At 56.8% G+C, this 13,667-nt stretch carries 16 protein-coding genes; 4 read left to right on the top strand and 12 right to left on the bottom strand.

What is annotated here, in order from left to right:
- Nucleotides 1-42: 42 nt before the first annotated feature.
- Nucleotides 43-984, bottom strand: a complete 942-nt coding sequence (gene argF / locus OSH04_RS13135) for an ornithine carbamoyltransferase (protein ID WP_021446751.1) — start codon at nucleotides 982-984, stop codon at nucleotides 43-45.
- 252 nt (nucleotides 985-1,236) lie between these two features.
- Between argF and OSH04_RS13130 the strand changes: the two genes are divergently transcribed.
- The gene (locus OSH04_RS13130) at nucleotides 1,237-1,551 is read left to right on the top strand and encodes a DUF3579 domain-containing protein (RefSeq protein WP_009455652.1); all 315 of its coding nucleotides are present in this window, start codon (nucleotides 1,237-1,239) and stop codon (nucleotides 1,549-1,551) included.
- A gap of 56 nt (nucleotides 1,552-1,607) precedes the next feature.
- Here the strand turns inward: OSH04_RS13130 and OSH04_RS13125 are convergent, their stop codons facing one another.
- The 10 genes from OSH04_RS13125 to OSH04_RS13080 all read right to left on the bottom strand — a co-directional run bounded on the left by OSH04_RS13125 (nucleotide 1,608) and on the right by OSH04_RS13080 (nucleotide 9,222).
- Nucleotides 1,608-2,549, bottom strand: coding sequence for a 2-hydroxyacid dehydrogenase (locus OSH04_RS13125; RefSeq protein WP_060186010.1), 942 nt, complete (start codon nucleotides 2,547-2,549; stop codon nucleotides 1,608-1,610).
- Between the two features lie 157 nt (nucleotides 2,550-2,706).
- The gene (rpsT, locus tag OSH04_RS13120; RefSeq protein WP_009455654.1) at nucleotides 2,707-2,970 is read right to left on the bottom strand and encodes a 30S ribosomal protein S20; all 264 of its coding nucleotides are present in this window, start codon (nucleotides 2,968-2,970) and stop codon (nucleotides 2,707-2,709) included.
- A gap of 56 nt (nucleotides 2,971-3,026) precedes the next feature.
- Nucleotides 3,027-4,580: a murein biosynthesis integral membrane protein MurJ gene (gene murJ / locus OSH04_RS13115; RefSeq protein WP_083053773.1), complete on the bottom strand. Its 1,554-nt coding sequence runs from the start codon at nucleotides 4,578-4,580 to the stop codon at nucleotides 3,027-3,029.
- Between the two features lie 18 nt (nucleotides 4,581-4,598).
- Nucleotides 4,599-5,363, bottom strand: coding sequence for a 3-hydroxyacyl-CoA dehydrogenase (locus tag OSH04_RS13110; protein WP_060186008.1), 765 nt, complete (start codon nucleotides 5,361-5,363; stop codon nucleotides 4,599-4,601).
- Nucleotides 5,364-5,426: 63 nt separating this feature from the next.
- Nucleotides 5,427-6,083 (bottom strand): adenylate kinase, encoded by a 657-nt coding sequence (adk, locus tag OSH04_RS13105; protein WP_035268201.1) that lies wholly within the window; start codon nucleotides 6,081-6,083, stop codon nucleotides 5,427-5,429.
- 102 nt (nucleotides 6,084-6,185) lie between these two features.
- Entirely contained in the window at nucleotides 6,186-6,950 is a 765-nt protein-coding gene (gene kdsB / locus OSH04_RS13100) for a 3-deoxy-manno-octulosonate cytidylyltransferase (protein ID WP_088452562.1), read from the bottom strand.
- Between the two features lies 1 nt (nucleotide 6,951).
- Nucleotides 6,952-7,137, bottom strand: a complete 186-nt coding sequence (locus tag OSH04_RS13095; protein WP_266108635.1) for a Trm112 family protein — start codon at nucleotides 7,135-7,137, stop codon at nucleotides 6,952-6,954.
- On the bottom strand, nucleotides 7,137-8,216 hold the full coding sequence (gene lpxK, locus OSH04_RS13090; protein ID WP_266108634.1) for a tetraacyldisaccharide 4'-kinase: 1,080 nt from the start codon (nucleotides 8,214-8,216) through the stop codon (nucleotides 7,137-7,139). Before lpxK ends, OSH04_RS13095 begins: the two co-directional genes overlap by 1 nt.
- Nucleotides 8,213-8,617: an ExbD/TolR family protein gene (locus tag OSH04_RS13085; protein WP_083053770.1), complete on the bottom strand. Its 405-nt coding sequence runs from the start codon at nucleotides 8,615-8,617 to the stop codon at nucleotides 8,213-8,215. Before OSH04_RS13085 ends, lpxK begins: the two co-directional genes overlap by 4 nt.
- Entirely contained in the window at nucleotides 8,617-9,222 is a 606-nt protein-coding gene (locus OSH04_RS13080) for a MotA/TolQ/ExbB proton channel family protein (protein WP_035268192.1), read from the bottom strand. The genes OSH04_RS13085 and OSH04_RS13080 overlap by 1 nt, the downstream gene beginning before the upstream one ends.
- Before the next feature lie 425 nt (nucleotides 9,223-9,647).
- On the opposite strand from OSH04_RS13080, the gene xseA reads away from it, so the two are divergent.
- Together xseA and sodB are read left to right on the top strand one after the other, a co-directional pair.
- Nucleotides 9,648-10,994 (top strand): exodeoxyribonuclease VII large subunit, encoded by a 1,347-nt coding sequence (gene xseA / locus OSH04_RS13075; protein WP_239055459.1) that lies wholly within the window; start codon nucleotides 9,648-9,650, stop codon nucleotides 10,992-10,994.
- Between the two features lie 54 nt (nucleotides 10,995-11,048).
- Nucleotides 11,049-11,627 (top strand): superoxide dismutase [Fe], encoded by a 579-nt coding sequence (gene sodB / locus OSH04_RS13070; protein ID WP_009455685.1) that lies wholly within the window; start codon nucleotides 11,049-11,051, stop codon nucleotides 11,625-11,627.
- A 139-nt stretch (nucleotides 11,628-11,766) separates the two neighbouring features.
- Here sodB and bfr read toward each other — a convergent pair whose 3' ends face one another.
- The gene (gene bfr, locus OSH04_RS13065) at nucleotides 11,767-12,231 is read right to left on the bottom strand and encodes a bacterioferritin (protein ID WP_026482898.1); all 465 of its coding nucleotides are present in this window, start codon (nucleotides 12,229-12,231) and stop codon (nucleotides 11,767-11,769) included.
- A 254-nt stretch (nucleotides 12,232-12,485) separates the two neighbouring features.
- On the opposite strand from bfr, the gene OSH04_RS13060 reads away from it, so the two are divergent.
- Nucleotides 12,486-13,307 (top strand): acid phosphatase, encoded by an 822-nt coding sequence (locus tag OSH04_RS13060; protein ID WP_266108632.1) that lies wholly within the window; start codon nucleotides 12,486-12,488, stop codon nucleotides 13,305-13,307.
- The last annotated feature ends 360 nt before the right edge of the window (nucleotides 13,308-13,667 follow it).

Below are 13,667 nucleotides of genomic sequence, written 5' to 3'. Positions count from 1 at the left end.
CTTTTTATGTCATTGAGCAAAGTCTGCTCCGTGTAGAAGCACTCAGGCTTCCAGACGACCCAGAATCAGGAACTCCATCAATGCTTTCTGTACGTGCAAGCGGTTCTCGGCTTCGTCCCAGACCACACTTTGTGGACCGTCAATGACTTCGCCGGTTACTTCCTCGCCACGGTGAGCGGGCAGGCAGTGCATGAAGATGGCTTCTGGGTCGGCCACATCCATCATTTCCTGATCCACACACCAGTCAGCAAAGGCTTTGCGGCGCTCTTCGTTTTCGTCTTCGTAACCCATGCTGGTCCACACGTCGGTGGTGACCAGGTGCGCGCCCTTGCAGGCTTCCAGTGGGTCGTCGAATTCACGCAGAATGCTGGAATCCGGGTTGCCGGTGCGATCCGACTCCAGGTGGTAGCCGTTAGGGGCCGACACATGCAGGGTGAAGCCCAGGATTTCCGCCGCTTGCAGCCAGGTGTAGGCCATATTGTTGGCGTCACCAATCCAGGCCACGGTCTTGCCCTTGATATCGCCACGGTGTTCGATAAAGGTGAAGATGTCGGCCAGAATCTGGCAAGGATGAAATTCGTTGGTCAGGCCATTGATGACCGGCACCCGCGAGTGGGAGGCAAAGCGCTCCAGACGAGTCTGCTCGAAGGTACGAATCATGACGATATCGACCATGCGTGAAACCACGCGGGCGGTATCTTCAATAGGTTCGGAGCGGCCCAGCTGCGAGTCGGTGGTGGTCAGGTGAATGACCGAACCGCCCAACTGATACATACCGGCTTCAAACGAAACACGGGTACGGGTGCTGGCTTTTTCAAAAACCATCGCCAGGGTGCGGTCGTGCAATGTGTGGTGCGGCTGATAGCGTTTGAACTTGTCTTTGATCAGGCGTGCGCGTTCCAGCACATATAAAATTTCGTCGTGAGAAAAGTCGCGAAATTGCAGAAAGTGCCGAAGCGGTCCTGCTTGCACGATGGCATCCATAAAAAAATCCTGCGGATAAAGAAAGCCATCTTAACCTGTCCGGCTATTAAGAGCAAAGCCGGCCTGTGGCGGGGAAGGGGAAACCGTTTGGTTTTGGAATAAAGCGAGAGGGCAAAGTAATGATTAGCAATAAATTGTCAAGCGGCTAATTTATTGAATCCCGGGCTTTGCGTGGCCGCGATCGGATACAATGCGTGGCGAGAAAGGAAAAGGTGCAGCATACCTGAACTGCACGATTAGCGATTAATTGTTATGACAGAGCCAGTGAAGCAACTTGTAATCCATGGTGTGACCCGGCAGGATCAGCGCTTTCGTCCCAGTGATTGGGCAGAACGCTTGGCCGGTGTAATGTCCCAGTTCCGTCCCGCTGGGGCGATGGGTGGTCATCTGACTTATTCGCCCTATGTGGTGCCGCGATTGATTGACGGCGTGCGATGTGTGGTGGTGGATGCGCGCCTGCGAGAGCTTGAACCTTTGGCCTGGAAATTCGTCTGTGGCTTTGCCGATGATAATAATTTAAAAACCAGCGGCATTGATCCCGACAATATGGACCCTGTCGATTCCTGATTCAGACAGCGCATTCAATAAGTCGCCACCGCTAAAACGGTAGGCGACTTGTTTTTTTATACGGTAAGCGGCGTGAGCACTTTGCCGGTTTTTTGATACTGCAATACATTTTCCAGCGTCAGCGAGAGCATGGCTTCGCGTGTCTCGTGCGTTGCACTGGCCGTGTGCGGTGCCAGAACGACCTGGTTCAGATCGCGCAAGGCCTGGGGCACCTGGGGTTCATTCTCGAACACATCCAGCCCGGCAGAGCCCAGTCGTCCTTCCTGCAGGGCGGCAATCAGTGCGCTTTCATCGACCACGCTGCCGCGGGCAATATTGACCAGAATCCCTTTGGGACCCAAGGCGTTCAGCACGTCTATATTGATCAGTCCCCGTGTCTCATCGCCACCGACGGCAGCAATCACCATGATGTCTGCCCAATGGGCCAGTTCGATTAGGGAAGGCTCGTAGTGCCAGGGCACATCGTGACGTGGACGGCGGTTGTGATAGCGCAGTTCCATATCAAAGCCACTGGCGCGGCGGGCAATGGTCTGGCCAATGCGTCCCAGGCCCACAATGCCCAGCTTCTTGCCGCTGACCCGTGTCCCCAGCCCGAAACCATTGGGTCTGTCCCACAGACCAGCACGCACGTAGCGATCCGATTCCGTCACACGGCGAGCCGCATCCAGCATCAAGGCCCAGGCCATATCGGCCACGCAATCGTTCAGAACATCAGGAGTGGTACTGACCTGAATACCGCGCTGTTTGGCGGCCTGTACGTCGATGGAGTCGTAGCCTACCCCTACGCTGCAAATCGCTTTCAAAGCGGGCAGGCGGTCCATCAAGGAAGCGGGGGTAGCAGTGACAGCGCTGGTCAGGAGTACCTGTACGCGTTCGATCTGCTGGGCAGAGAGCTGGTTCAGGTCCTGGAGGACAATGCGCTCGAAATGACGGTCGATTTCGTCAAAAGAAGGGTGCTGGGCCAAAGATGCCAGTTGCAGCACGATGGGACGTGTCATGGGGACTCGCTAATGAAAAAGCAAATCCATAACTTAGCATGATTGGCCTGCATGTTCAGGCAATGGTTTTGTGGCTAATAAAAAAGGGGTGCTAAGCACCCCCTTTCTAACTGGTTTTTAGGCCAGAGCCGATTAAACCATTAAAAATCTTCAGCAATCAGGCCAGGGCCTTGATAGCAGCAGACAGGCGGCTCTTGTGGCGGGCAGCCTTGTTCTTGTGAATGATGTTCTTGTCGGCAACGCGATCAATGATGCTGGTCGCTTTGCGGAATACTTCGTTAGCAGCGGTTTTGTCACCGGCTTCGATAGCCTGGCGAACGCGCTTGATAGCGGTACGCAGCATGGAACGGATGCTGGCGTTGTGTTTGTTGCGAGCCACTGCTTGGCGGGCGCGCTTGCGTGCTTGTGCGGAATTAGCCATTTTTAATAAAGCCTAAGTTTTAAAGTTTAATCGGCAAAGACAATTATTCTAGGATACTAAGCCCGCTTTGTAAAGTAAGAGGGGCGAATGCCTACGATAAACAACATGCCGAAATAGGAAATGCCGCTGGCAAGCAACACGCCGCCCAGATACAGCACACGCAGCAGGGGCGTGGCTCCCAGGCTGATCCAGTCGATATAACGGTCAGCCAGCAAGAGGACGGCGGCCAGAGCAGCCAGGGCGGGAATAATCTTCAGGAAAAAACGTAACCAGTCATGATTGGGCTGGTAAATGCCGCGCTTTCGCAGCATGACCAGCAAGGTCAGCGCATTGACGGTGGCACCCAGGCCAATCGACAAGGCCAGCCCGGCATGGGCAAACGTGGGCACCAGTACCAGGTTAAAGAGCTGGGTAATGATCAGGACGGCAATGGCAATGCGCACCGGTGTACGAATATCCTGGCGGGCGTAAAAACCGGGGGCCAGAATCTTGATGGCCAGCAGGCCCACCAGACCAACCGAATAGGCACCGACTGCCAATTTGGTCTGGGCAACATCAGCGGCTGCAAACGCACCGTAGTGAAACAGGGTGGCGACCAGGCCGTCGGACAGCAAGGCCATGCCCAGGGCGGCAGGCAGGCCCAGCAGCAGGACCAGGCGCAGGCCCCAGTCCAGCAAGCCGCTGTAATTCTTGTCGTCCTTGCCGGCATGGGCGGCCGACAGCTTGGGCAGCAAGACCGTGCCCAGTGCCACACCTAGCAGGGCAGTGGGGAACTCCATCAGACGGTCGGCAAAGGACAGCCAGGTCACGCTGCCGGACTGCAGCCAAGTGGCGATATTGGTATTGATCAGCAGGGAAATCTGCGCAACAGAAACGCCCAGAATGGCGGGCAGCATCTGTTTAAGAATGCGCTGCACGATAGGGTCGCGGCGCGCTTCACCCAGTCGTAGCGAGAATCGTGGCAACAGGCCCAGACGGGCCAATGCGCTCCATTGCACCAGCAATTGGGCCAGACCGCCCACCATCACCCCAACGGCCAGGGCGTAAATGGGTGTTTCCATATGCTGGGCCAGAAACAGGCTGGCGCCAATCATGGACAGATTCAGCAGGATAGGAGTGAAAGCCGGAACCGCAAAGCGGCTCCAGGTGTTCAGTACCGCAGAGGCAAAAGCCACCAGCGACATGCAGATGATGTAGGGGAACATCATGCGCGTCATGGTGATGGCGGCACCAAATTCGGTTTGTCGCTCGGGGGCGGTCAGGCCACTGGCCATGGCACTGACGACCCAGGGGGCCGCAACAATGCCAATGGCAGTGACCAGCATGACAGCAAAGGTCAGCAGCAGGGCGACGCGGTCCAGCAATTGCTGGACCTTGTCCTGCTCGTGCTCCTTGCGCACCTGCCCCAGGATGGGGACAAAGGCTTGTGAAAACGCTCCTTCTGCAAACAGGCGTCGCAGCAGATTGGGAATGCGAAATGCCACCCAGAAAGCGTCGGTGAGCGGGCCCGCCCCAAAGGCACGGGCAATCAGAATATCGCGTGCCAGTCCGGTGATACGAGACAGCAGCGTCAGGCCACTAATTGTGGCCGCCGAGCGAAACAAACCCATTGGAGCCGATACAGAAAGTTATTTTGGTGCCATACGAATAGCGCCATCCAGACGGATGGTTTCGCCATTGAGCATTTCATTATTGATGATGCTCTGCACCAGTTGGGAGAAATCTTCAGGGCGACCCAGGCGCGATGGGAAAGGAATGCTGGCCGCCAGGGAGTCCTGAACTTCCTGAGGCATGGCAAACATCATGGGGGTGCCGAAGATACCGGGAGCAATCGTCATGACGCGGATGCCGGTCTGGGCAAGGTCGCGGGCCAGAGGCAGGGTCAAACCGACCACACCGGCTTTGGAAGCACCGTAAGCGGCTTGGCCAATCTGGCCATCATAGGCGGCTACCGAAGCGGTGTTGATCAGCACGCCACGCTCGCCCGAGGCTTCGGGGGTGTTGCTGCCCATGGCCGCAGCGGCCAGGCGGCACATATTGAAGGTGCCGACCAGGTTGATCATGACGGTTTTCTGGAACAGGTCCAGCGTGTGCGGGCCATTGCGTCCTACCGTGCGCGAGGCGGGAGCCACGCCGGCACAGTTGATCAGTCCGAACAGGGGGCGGGCGCTGTCCTGGCAAGCCAGATCCACGACGGCCTGGGCATCTTGCTCGGAAGTAACATCACAGCGCTGATAAAGTTGGCCCAGCTCTTTGGCCAGAGCCTCACCGGCCTCGTCCTGAATATCGGCGATCACCACGCGGGCGCCGTTTTCAACCAGCATACGTACGGTGCCTGCGCCCAGACCCGATGCGCCGCCGGTGACAATAAAAGTCTTGTTATTGATTTGCATGAGCTTGTCTCCCTTGGATAATAAACAACCGGCCCTTTTGGGGCCGGCTGAATCTTGACTTACTTAGCTTGCCAGGGCGTCCACAATGCGCTGGCGGATCTCATCGACGCTGCCCACGCCGGAAATCTTGCGATAGGCCGGAGCTTGCGGGTCGCCGGTGGCTGACCATTGCGAGTAGTAATCGACCAGAGGGCGGGTCTGCTCGCGATAGACAGACAAGCGGTGGCGTACGGTTTCCTCGCGGTCATCGTCGCGCTGGAGCAAGGGTTCGCCCGTCACATCGTCCACACCGGGGGTTTTGGGTGGATTGAAGGTGACGTGGTAGCTACGACCGCTGGCAGCGTGGATACGGCGGCCGCTCATGCGTTCGATGATGCTTTCTTCCGGTACGTCGATTTCGATCACGAAGTCCAGTTTGACCTGGGCATCCTTCAAGGCATCGGCCTGGGGAATCGTGCGTGGGAAACCGTCGAACAGGTAGCCGGGCTCACAGTCGGCTGCTTGCAGGCGATCGCGTACCAGGCCGATGATCAGGTCATCCGAAACCAGGCCGCCGGCGTCCATGATTTTTTTGGCTTCTACACCCAGCGGGGTTTGGGCTTTGACAGCGGCACGCAGCATATCGCCCGTGGAAATTTGTGGAATACCAAATTTCTCGGTGATGAAAGCAGCTTGAGTGCCTTTGCCGGCACCAGGGGGCCCGAGCAGTATGAGTCGCATGAATTCCTCCAGGAAATGCGTCGATCCGATTCTCGCTTCAGTATGATGCGTTGCAGCATATTTAGCGCATTTTTTATTCGGATAGAGCAGAAAAAAGATCTTTTATAACCGATTTGCGAAGTGAGCGCGTACTCTTTCCAGGTCTTGTTCGGTGTCTACCCCGGCTGCAGGAATCTCCTGGAGGCGGTGAACCATAATCTGGAAGCCGTTTTCCATGGCTCGCAGTTGCTCCAGAGACTCGAAGTGTTCCAGTGGCCCACGAGGTAGCTGGGCGTACTGCTGCAGGAAGCGATTTCGGTAGGCATAAAGGCCAATATGGTGCAATGCGGGAAGCCCGTCGGCCAGTACCTGTTCGCCACCGGCCAGCGCGTCGCGGGCCCAGGGCATGGGAGCGCGGGAAAAGTACAGGGCGCGGCCTTGCAGGTCGCAAACCACTTTGACGGCATTGGGGTTAAAGAGTGTCTCGGCGTTCTTGATGGGCGCGGCCAGCGTGGCAATGTCGGCCTGTTCGCTGCGTGCCAGCAGCTTGGCGGCGGCATTGATGTGTTCGGGCTGAATCAGGGGCTCGTCACCTTGCACATTGACCACGATCTCGTCCTCGGACAGCTCCAGCAGGCGAGCGGCCTGGGCCAGACGGTCAGTGCCGGTCGGGTGTTCTGCATCGGTCAGCAAGGCATTGAAACCATGCGCCCGGACAGCCTCCAGCACTTGCGGTGAGTCCGTCGCCACCCAGACCTGACGCGCCCCGCTTTGCGCGGCTTGTTGAGCGCAACGCACGATCATGGGTTGGCCTGCAATGTCGGCCAGCGGTTTGTTGGGCAGACGGGTGGAACCCAGGCGGGCAGGGATGATGACGGAAAAAGTCATATCAGTTGCTGGAAGGTTCCTGCGCGTCCAGTTGACGTGCTTCGTTGATCAGCATGGTAGGGATGCCGTCCAAAATGGGGAAGGCCAGTTTGTCGGCCTTGCAGACCAATTCTTGCTGTTCGCGGTCGTGGCGCAGCGGGCCTTTGCACAAGGGGCAGACCAGCACTTCGAGTAGGCGAGCTTCCATTATTGAACTCCGGGTAATGTGGGTAAGGTTGAGCGCCGTTCGCGCAGCAGGCTATCCAGTTCAGCAATCCAGTCCGGGCGTGAAAACACGGGCTGGACATCCACAACCCACAGACGTGGGTCGTTCAGGTGCTGGCATTTTACGGCGTCTTTACGGGTAATGAGTACCGGCCCCTCATGCAGGGCCTGAAAGTCCTGAGCTTGCAAGGCGGCATGGTCGGGCAGGGGGAAAGTCTGGCTCAGATGCAGACCACAAGCGCGCAGCATCGTGAAAAAACGGGTGGGCTGGCCAATGGCGGCCAGCGCCTGCAGTTCTTGCTGGCCGTATTCCTGATACCAGTCCGACCAGCTCAGGCGACGGCCCGAACTCAGGTGTTCCAGCTGATAAGGACGCAGGCTCATGCTCAGGGCGCGGCCAGGCTCGGTGGGTTGAGGGGTGGAAGGCGGCGTTTGGTCGGCCACAATCTGGCTGATCAGCCAGTCCACGCGACGCAGGCGTTCGGGGCTTTCACGCAATGGTCCGGCTGGCAGCAGCAAGCCATTTCCCACACCGCGAGCATCCTGTACCACGACTTCCATATCGCGTTGCAAGGCCAGATGTTGAAGGCCGTCATCCGAAATAATCAGGTCGACTGCCGGAAATTTCTTGAGCAAAGCCTGGGCCGCCAGCGCACGGCGAGGGTGAACGGCGATGGGGGCCCGGGTTTGGGCGGCAATCAGAGCAGGTTCATCGCCAAATTGCTCGGCGGCCAATTGGCCTTGGCCTACGCGCGGGCTGGGGCCGATCTCTACCCCGTAACCTCGGCTGACAATGCCGGGTGTCCATCCCAGGGCGCGCAATTGCTCGGTCAGAGCCAGGACGACGGGGGTTTTGCCTGCGCCACCCACGATGATATTGCCCACCACGATCACCGGCACCGGGCTGCGGTAGGATGCGGCGGGATCTTGCTCGTAGCGTTGCTGCTTGCGCTGTACGAAGAGCGCAGCCAGCGCTGAAAGCGGGCGCATCACAAGGCTGAACCAGCCTTTTTTCTGCCACTGCTGGTGAAGCCAATGAGTCAGGCGGACGCGCACGCTCATGGGGCCTGGGTTGCAAAGTGAATGCGATGAATGCCAACCTGACGGGCGGCCTCCATAGCCTGTACCACCGCGAAGTGGGGGGCTTGGGCATCGGCCAGAATCAGTAGGCTGCTGTTTTCGTCAGTCTTTTCGCTCGACAAGGCTTGGCTAAGGGGAGAGCTACTGCTGGCATCCAGCCACATGCCGTTCAAGGCGTAGCGCCCGTCCTGGCTGATAGCCAGTAACAGTTCAGTGGTCTGGGCGGCCTGGGCCTGAGCCTGGGGCAAGGAAACATCCAACTGGCGATAGCGCACGAAGGTGCTGCTGGCAGCCAGAAAAATCAGTACCACCAGCAAAACATCTATCAAGGGCACCAGGTTCAGTTCCAGCGTGTCCTGGTCTTGGGCTCGGCGAAAGCGCATTAGACGGCCCTCTGAGCCAGCAGACGATCCAGCGCACCCGCTTCCGTTTCCAGGCAGTGCAGCAGGTAGTCGGCACGGCTGCGAAAGTAGCGGTGAAAGATCATGGCCGGGACGGCAATCAGAATCCCCAGGGCGGTGTTGTACAGGGCCACGGAAATGCCACGGGCAATCAGGCTGGGGTCGCCACCGGCGGGGTCGTAGGCAGCAAAAATGTCGATCATGCCAATAACCGTACCAAACAGGCCCAGCAAAGGGGCGATCACGGCAATGGTGCCCAGTGCCGGAATGTACTTGTTCAATTGGTAGCTGATGTCTTTACCTTCTGCCTCGACCGCAGACTCACGCACGGCGGAAGTTTGGTGGCGGTTTTTCAGTACGGTGGCTAATACTCGACCCAGAGGGGAGTTATCGTACAGGCGGGGCAGGGACTCGTCCTGAATCCGGTTCTGGGCCGTCAGCTCGCTGATCTGGCGTGCCAGTCCGGCCGGTAGAATTCGTTTGCTGCGCAGGGCTAAAAGACGCTCCAGGATCAAACCCAGGGCAAGAATGGAGCAGGCCAGCAGGAACCAGACAGGCCAGCCAGCGGCATGGATCAAAGTAAGCACGAGTCTATTATCCGGTCACGAAATAAATCAGCGCTTATTGTAGAGCCCCTGTCCGCATTGCGGGAATGTTCCGGCGCGAGCGCGGTACACTTTACGGTCTTTTCCCACAAAGCACGGCCAAACCCCTGATGTATTTGAAGTAATAGGTGTAGTGCTAAAACTATCCACAAAAACTGTGGATAATTCTGTGTATAAAACATCCCATAGTGGCTCGGGCGGTGGTTTAGAGGTTCTCTGGCTAATTTTCGACCATCTTGATGTTTTTATAAATAGTCTTTAATTTCAATGGCTTATCCGCTTTCGATAAAGTGCTGCATCAGGTGTTCAACGGAAGCCATTGTCTTGGCGTCTATTTGACAAAAGCATGACAGTTGTGGATACGGAGCGGTGGAAAACTAGTTCGGGGCGAGTCAAAAACAAAGAATATGATGCATTATCAAGAATCTAGAGCACCTGCGGTATGGACCGTGGCACAGTTGAATCGCCGTGTCAGCCAATTGCTGGATGAGCATATGCCCGTGGTTTGGGTCAGTGGTGAGGTGTCGAACTTTACCCAGGCCGCTTCGGGGCATTGGTACTTTTCCATCAAGGACGATAAGGCCGCGGTTCGTGCCGTCATGTTTCGGGGGCGTGCCCAGGCCGTCGGCTTTGTGCCGCGTGCGGGCGAGCGCTTCGAGTTTCGCTGCTCGGTCACCTTGTACGAGGCACGTGGCGACTTTCAGGTTCAGGTCGAAGGCATGCGCCGCGCTGGCCTGGGGGATTTGCACGAAGCGTTTCTGCGTCTGAAGGGGCAGTTGCAAAGCGAAGGCCTGTTCGAGCCGGAACGCAAGCGTCCTATTGCCACCTTGCCGCGCAGCATCGGCATTATCACGTCTCTGGCCGCCGCTGCATTGCGTGATGTGCTCACTGCCATGGAACGGCGCGCCCCCCATGTTCGCCTTATTATTTACCCGGCTCCGGTTCAGGGTGCTGAGGCACCGCCGCGATTGCGGCAAGCTTTGGAAACGGCGATTGAGCGGGCCGAGGTTGATACGCTCTTGCTGGTACGTGGGGGCGGAAGTCTGGAAGATCTCTGGGCTTTTAACGACGAAGGTCTGGCGCGTCTGATCGCGTCCAGTCCTATCCCTATTATTAGTGGGGTGGGGCACGAGACAGACTTCACCATTGCTGATTTTGTAGCTGACTTGCGCGCACCCACGCCAACCGCCGCCGCCGAACTGGCCTGTCTGGGGCGCGATCAGTTACTGGAACAGGTGTTTGCGCGTATGGGCGCGCTGAGCCACGGTGTGCAGCGTCATCTGGATCGGGCCTCTCTGCGTCTGGATCGGGCGGTAGCCAAATTGGTCTCTCCGCATCAACGCCTGGCCCAGCAGCAGCAACGTCTGGATCATCTCACCCAAAGACTGCAACGTGTGGCTCGCAGCGTCCCCGATACTGCTGCGTTGCGCCTGACTACCTTGAGGGCGCGTTTGGAGCGCAGCATTCCTCAGCTGACGTCAAGACAGCAAAATCTGAATATGCTTTTCCAACGGCTGGAAAAAGGTCTGGATCATGCGCTGGTTTTGCGTCGCCAGCGCCTGGCCGCGGCCCAGCAAACGCTGCAAGCCTTGTCCCCGCGCCTTATCATCAATCGTGGATATGCCATAGTCAGGGATAGCGAGGGGAAAGTTGTAAAAAATGCGTTAGACTTAAAGATTGGTGAACGACTCGATGTCGAGTTGAGTCGCGGTCATGTGTCGGTGGATGTGGTGCGCACGCACGATCTGCTCTAGGCTGCGTCGTCCTTGTTGGATACCAAACACGGTTTTTTTTTAGAAGGAATTGAAATGGCATTCACTCTTCCAGCTCTTCCATACGAACTCAACGCCCTTGAGCCACATATCTCCAAGGAAACTTTGGAGTTTCACTACGGTAAGCATCACCAGGCTTACGTCACCAACCTGAACAATCTGGTTGCTGGCACCGAATTTGAAAACGCTTCCCTGGAAGATGTGGTCAAGAAATCCTCCGGTGGCGTGTTCAACAACGCTGCTCAGGTTTGGAACCACACTTTCTACTGGAACAGCCTGTCCCCTAACGGCGGCGGCGCTCCTACCGGCAAAGTGGCTGATGCCATCAATGCCAAATGGGGCAGCTTTGACGCCTTCAAAGAAGCCTTCACCAAGTCTGCCGTTGGCAACTTCGGTTCGGGCTGGACCTGGTTGGTCAAAAAGGCCGACGGTTCCCTGGACATCGTCAACACCAGCAACGCTGGCACGACGCTGACTTCCGACGACGTCGCCCTGATCACCTGTGATGTGTGGGAACACGCCTACTACATCGACTACCGCAATGCCCGTCCCAAGTACCTGGAAATTTTCTGGAACCTGGTGAACTGGGACTTTGCTGCCAAGAACCTGGGTTAATCGTCCAGGTTGAGGGTAGCGCTCATTGGAGGGCTACCCGCCAATAAAAAACCGCCATGCGCATGCTGGCGGTTTTTTTTTTGGCTTCAATGAAAACAAGTCATAGGGCGTGTGCGGCCATGCCTTGTTTTTGAAGACCTTACATCTGGGATTGCTGGTAGTTTTCCAGGCCCACTTTTTCGATCAGGCCCAATTGCTTCTCCAGCCAGTAGGTGTGGTCTTCTTCCGTGTCGCGCAACTGGGCCAGAATGATGTCGCGTGTCACGAAATCGCTGGCGGATTCTGCCAGTGCCATGCCTTTTTGCAGAGCGGCGCGAACTTCATATTCCAGTTCCAGATCCTTGCGCAACATGCCGACCACGTCCTTGCCGGGTTCAAACGCATTGGGGCGCATGTCGGGAATACCGTCGAGCATCAGGATGCGGCGTATCAGGGCGTCAGCGTGCTGTGTTTCTTCTTCCATTTCGTGGTTCATACGCTCGTAAAGCTGCGTGAAACCCAGATGCTCGTAAAAACGGGAATGGATAAAGTACTGGTCGCGCGCTGCGAGTTCGCCGCGCAGCAGTTGATTCAGATAGTCGAGGACTTCGGGGTTGCCTTGCATGGTGATGAGCCTGTAGAGGATGTCAACGGGGGAAGTATGCCATGAGCAGGCCATGAGGGTGCTTGATCTGTGGCACCAAATGGCAAGCACTCTATTCAGTTTGGCGGCTGCAATGGCAAGATCGCGGATTGTCGTCCAATCGTGCCGGGATGCAGCTTCAGTGTTTACCGGTCTCAGCCGGGTCAAGAGCTTCACACGCGGCCGTTGGCGTTTTCCGAAACCGGGGCTTTTTGCTCCTTTAGTCGAGGTCTGCTATGTCTGCTGCTTTGCGTGTTCGTCCTGTCTTGTTGGGCCTGGTGGGCGGTGTCTTGGTTTTGTCGGCGGGTCAGTTGAGCGCTCAGCCTTCTACACATTTGGAAGTCAAGGAAAGTCACTCTTCCGTCAAGCGGGTGGCTGGTTACTTGGACCAAACTGAACTGCCGGATAGTGTGATGCTCCTCGATCCGCCGCCGGTTGCAGATAGTGCGGCCTTTGCCCGGGATGAAGAAGCGCGTCGGGCTGCCGGGCAGTTAAAAGAGTCAGCTCGCTGGGCACTGGCTAAACAAGATGCAGACTTGGTATTTCCACGGCCCGCTCAGAATTATTCGTGCGCATTGGGAGTTCAAATCGACCAAGAGAGCACGCCGGTTATTTATCAGATGATGCGTCGCTTGTTGCCTGATGCGGGTCTATCCACTTACGGAGCCAAAAACAAGTATCAGCGGGTGCGTCCTTTCGATCTTCATAATGAAGATACATGCACGCCAGCGGATGAGGAGTTTTTGCGCAATGATGGTTCCTATCCCTCGGGCCATGCGGCTGCTGGCTGGGCATGGGCACTAGTGTTGGCGCAGATCAGCCCCGAACGAAGTAATGAGTTGCTGGCTCGTGGCCTGTCTTTCGGTCAAAGCCGTGTCATTTGCAATGTACATTGGCAAAGTGATGTGGAGGCGGGGCGTGTGATAGGCGCCGCCGCGGTGGCTCGTGTGCAGAGTGAGGAGGCCTTCCAGGCTGACATCCTGGCCGCCCGACTAGAATTGGCACAAGCGAAAGTTGCTTCAAGTGGTCAAGCGCTTAATTGCGCCGAACCGTTCTAGCGCTGCTTTGAGTGGGTAGTTCGGCTGGCGATTGTAAAAACGAGCGTCCTCATATTGGTTTGAGTGCAGGAAAGAGGGCTTTCGTCTGCGTTCCTGTGCGAACGCGCCTTGTTTTCTTAATGCCGTGATTACCTGGCGTTGCGGGTATGAGAATTGAATAAGCTTTTCCTGCTGCGGATTCGGCTTGTCACTGTACCAGGCGCTTTGGCGCATAGACCGCCGGATCGTTCGGGACTGGACGCGCTAAACTGACCGCACTGCGGACATGCTGAATCACCAGAAAAAACCCGGCTGTACTCAAGCGCTACTATCAAAACAGTAGATTTCGAGCGCTCTACATAGTGCTCTCGCGTGATTTTA

Source organism: Alcaligenes nematophilus, assembly GCF_026344155.1.
Taxonomy (GTDB): Bacteria; Pseudomonadota; Gammaproteobacteria; order Burkholderiales; family Burkholderiaceae_B; genus Alcaligenes; species Alcaligenes phenolicus.
This window is presented reverse-complemented; position numbering and strand designations above follow the sequence as displayed.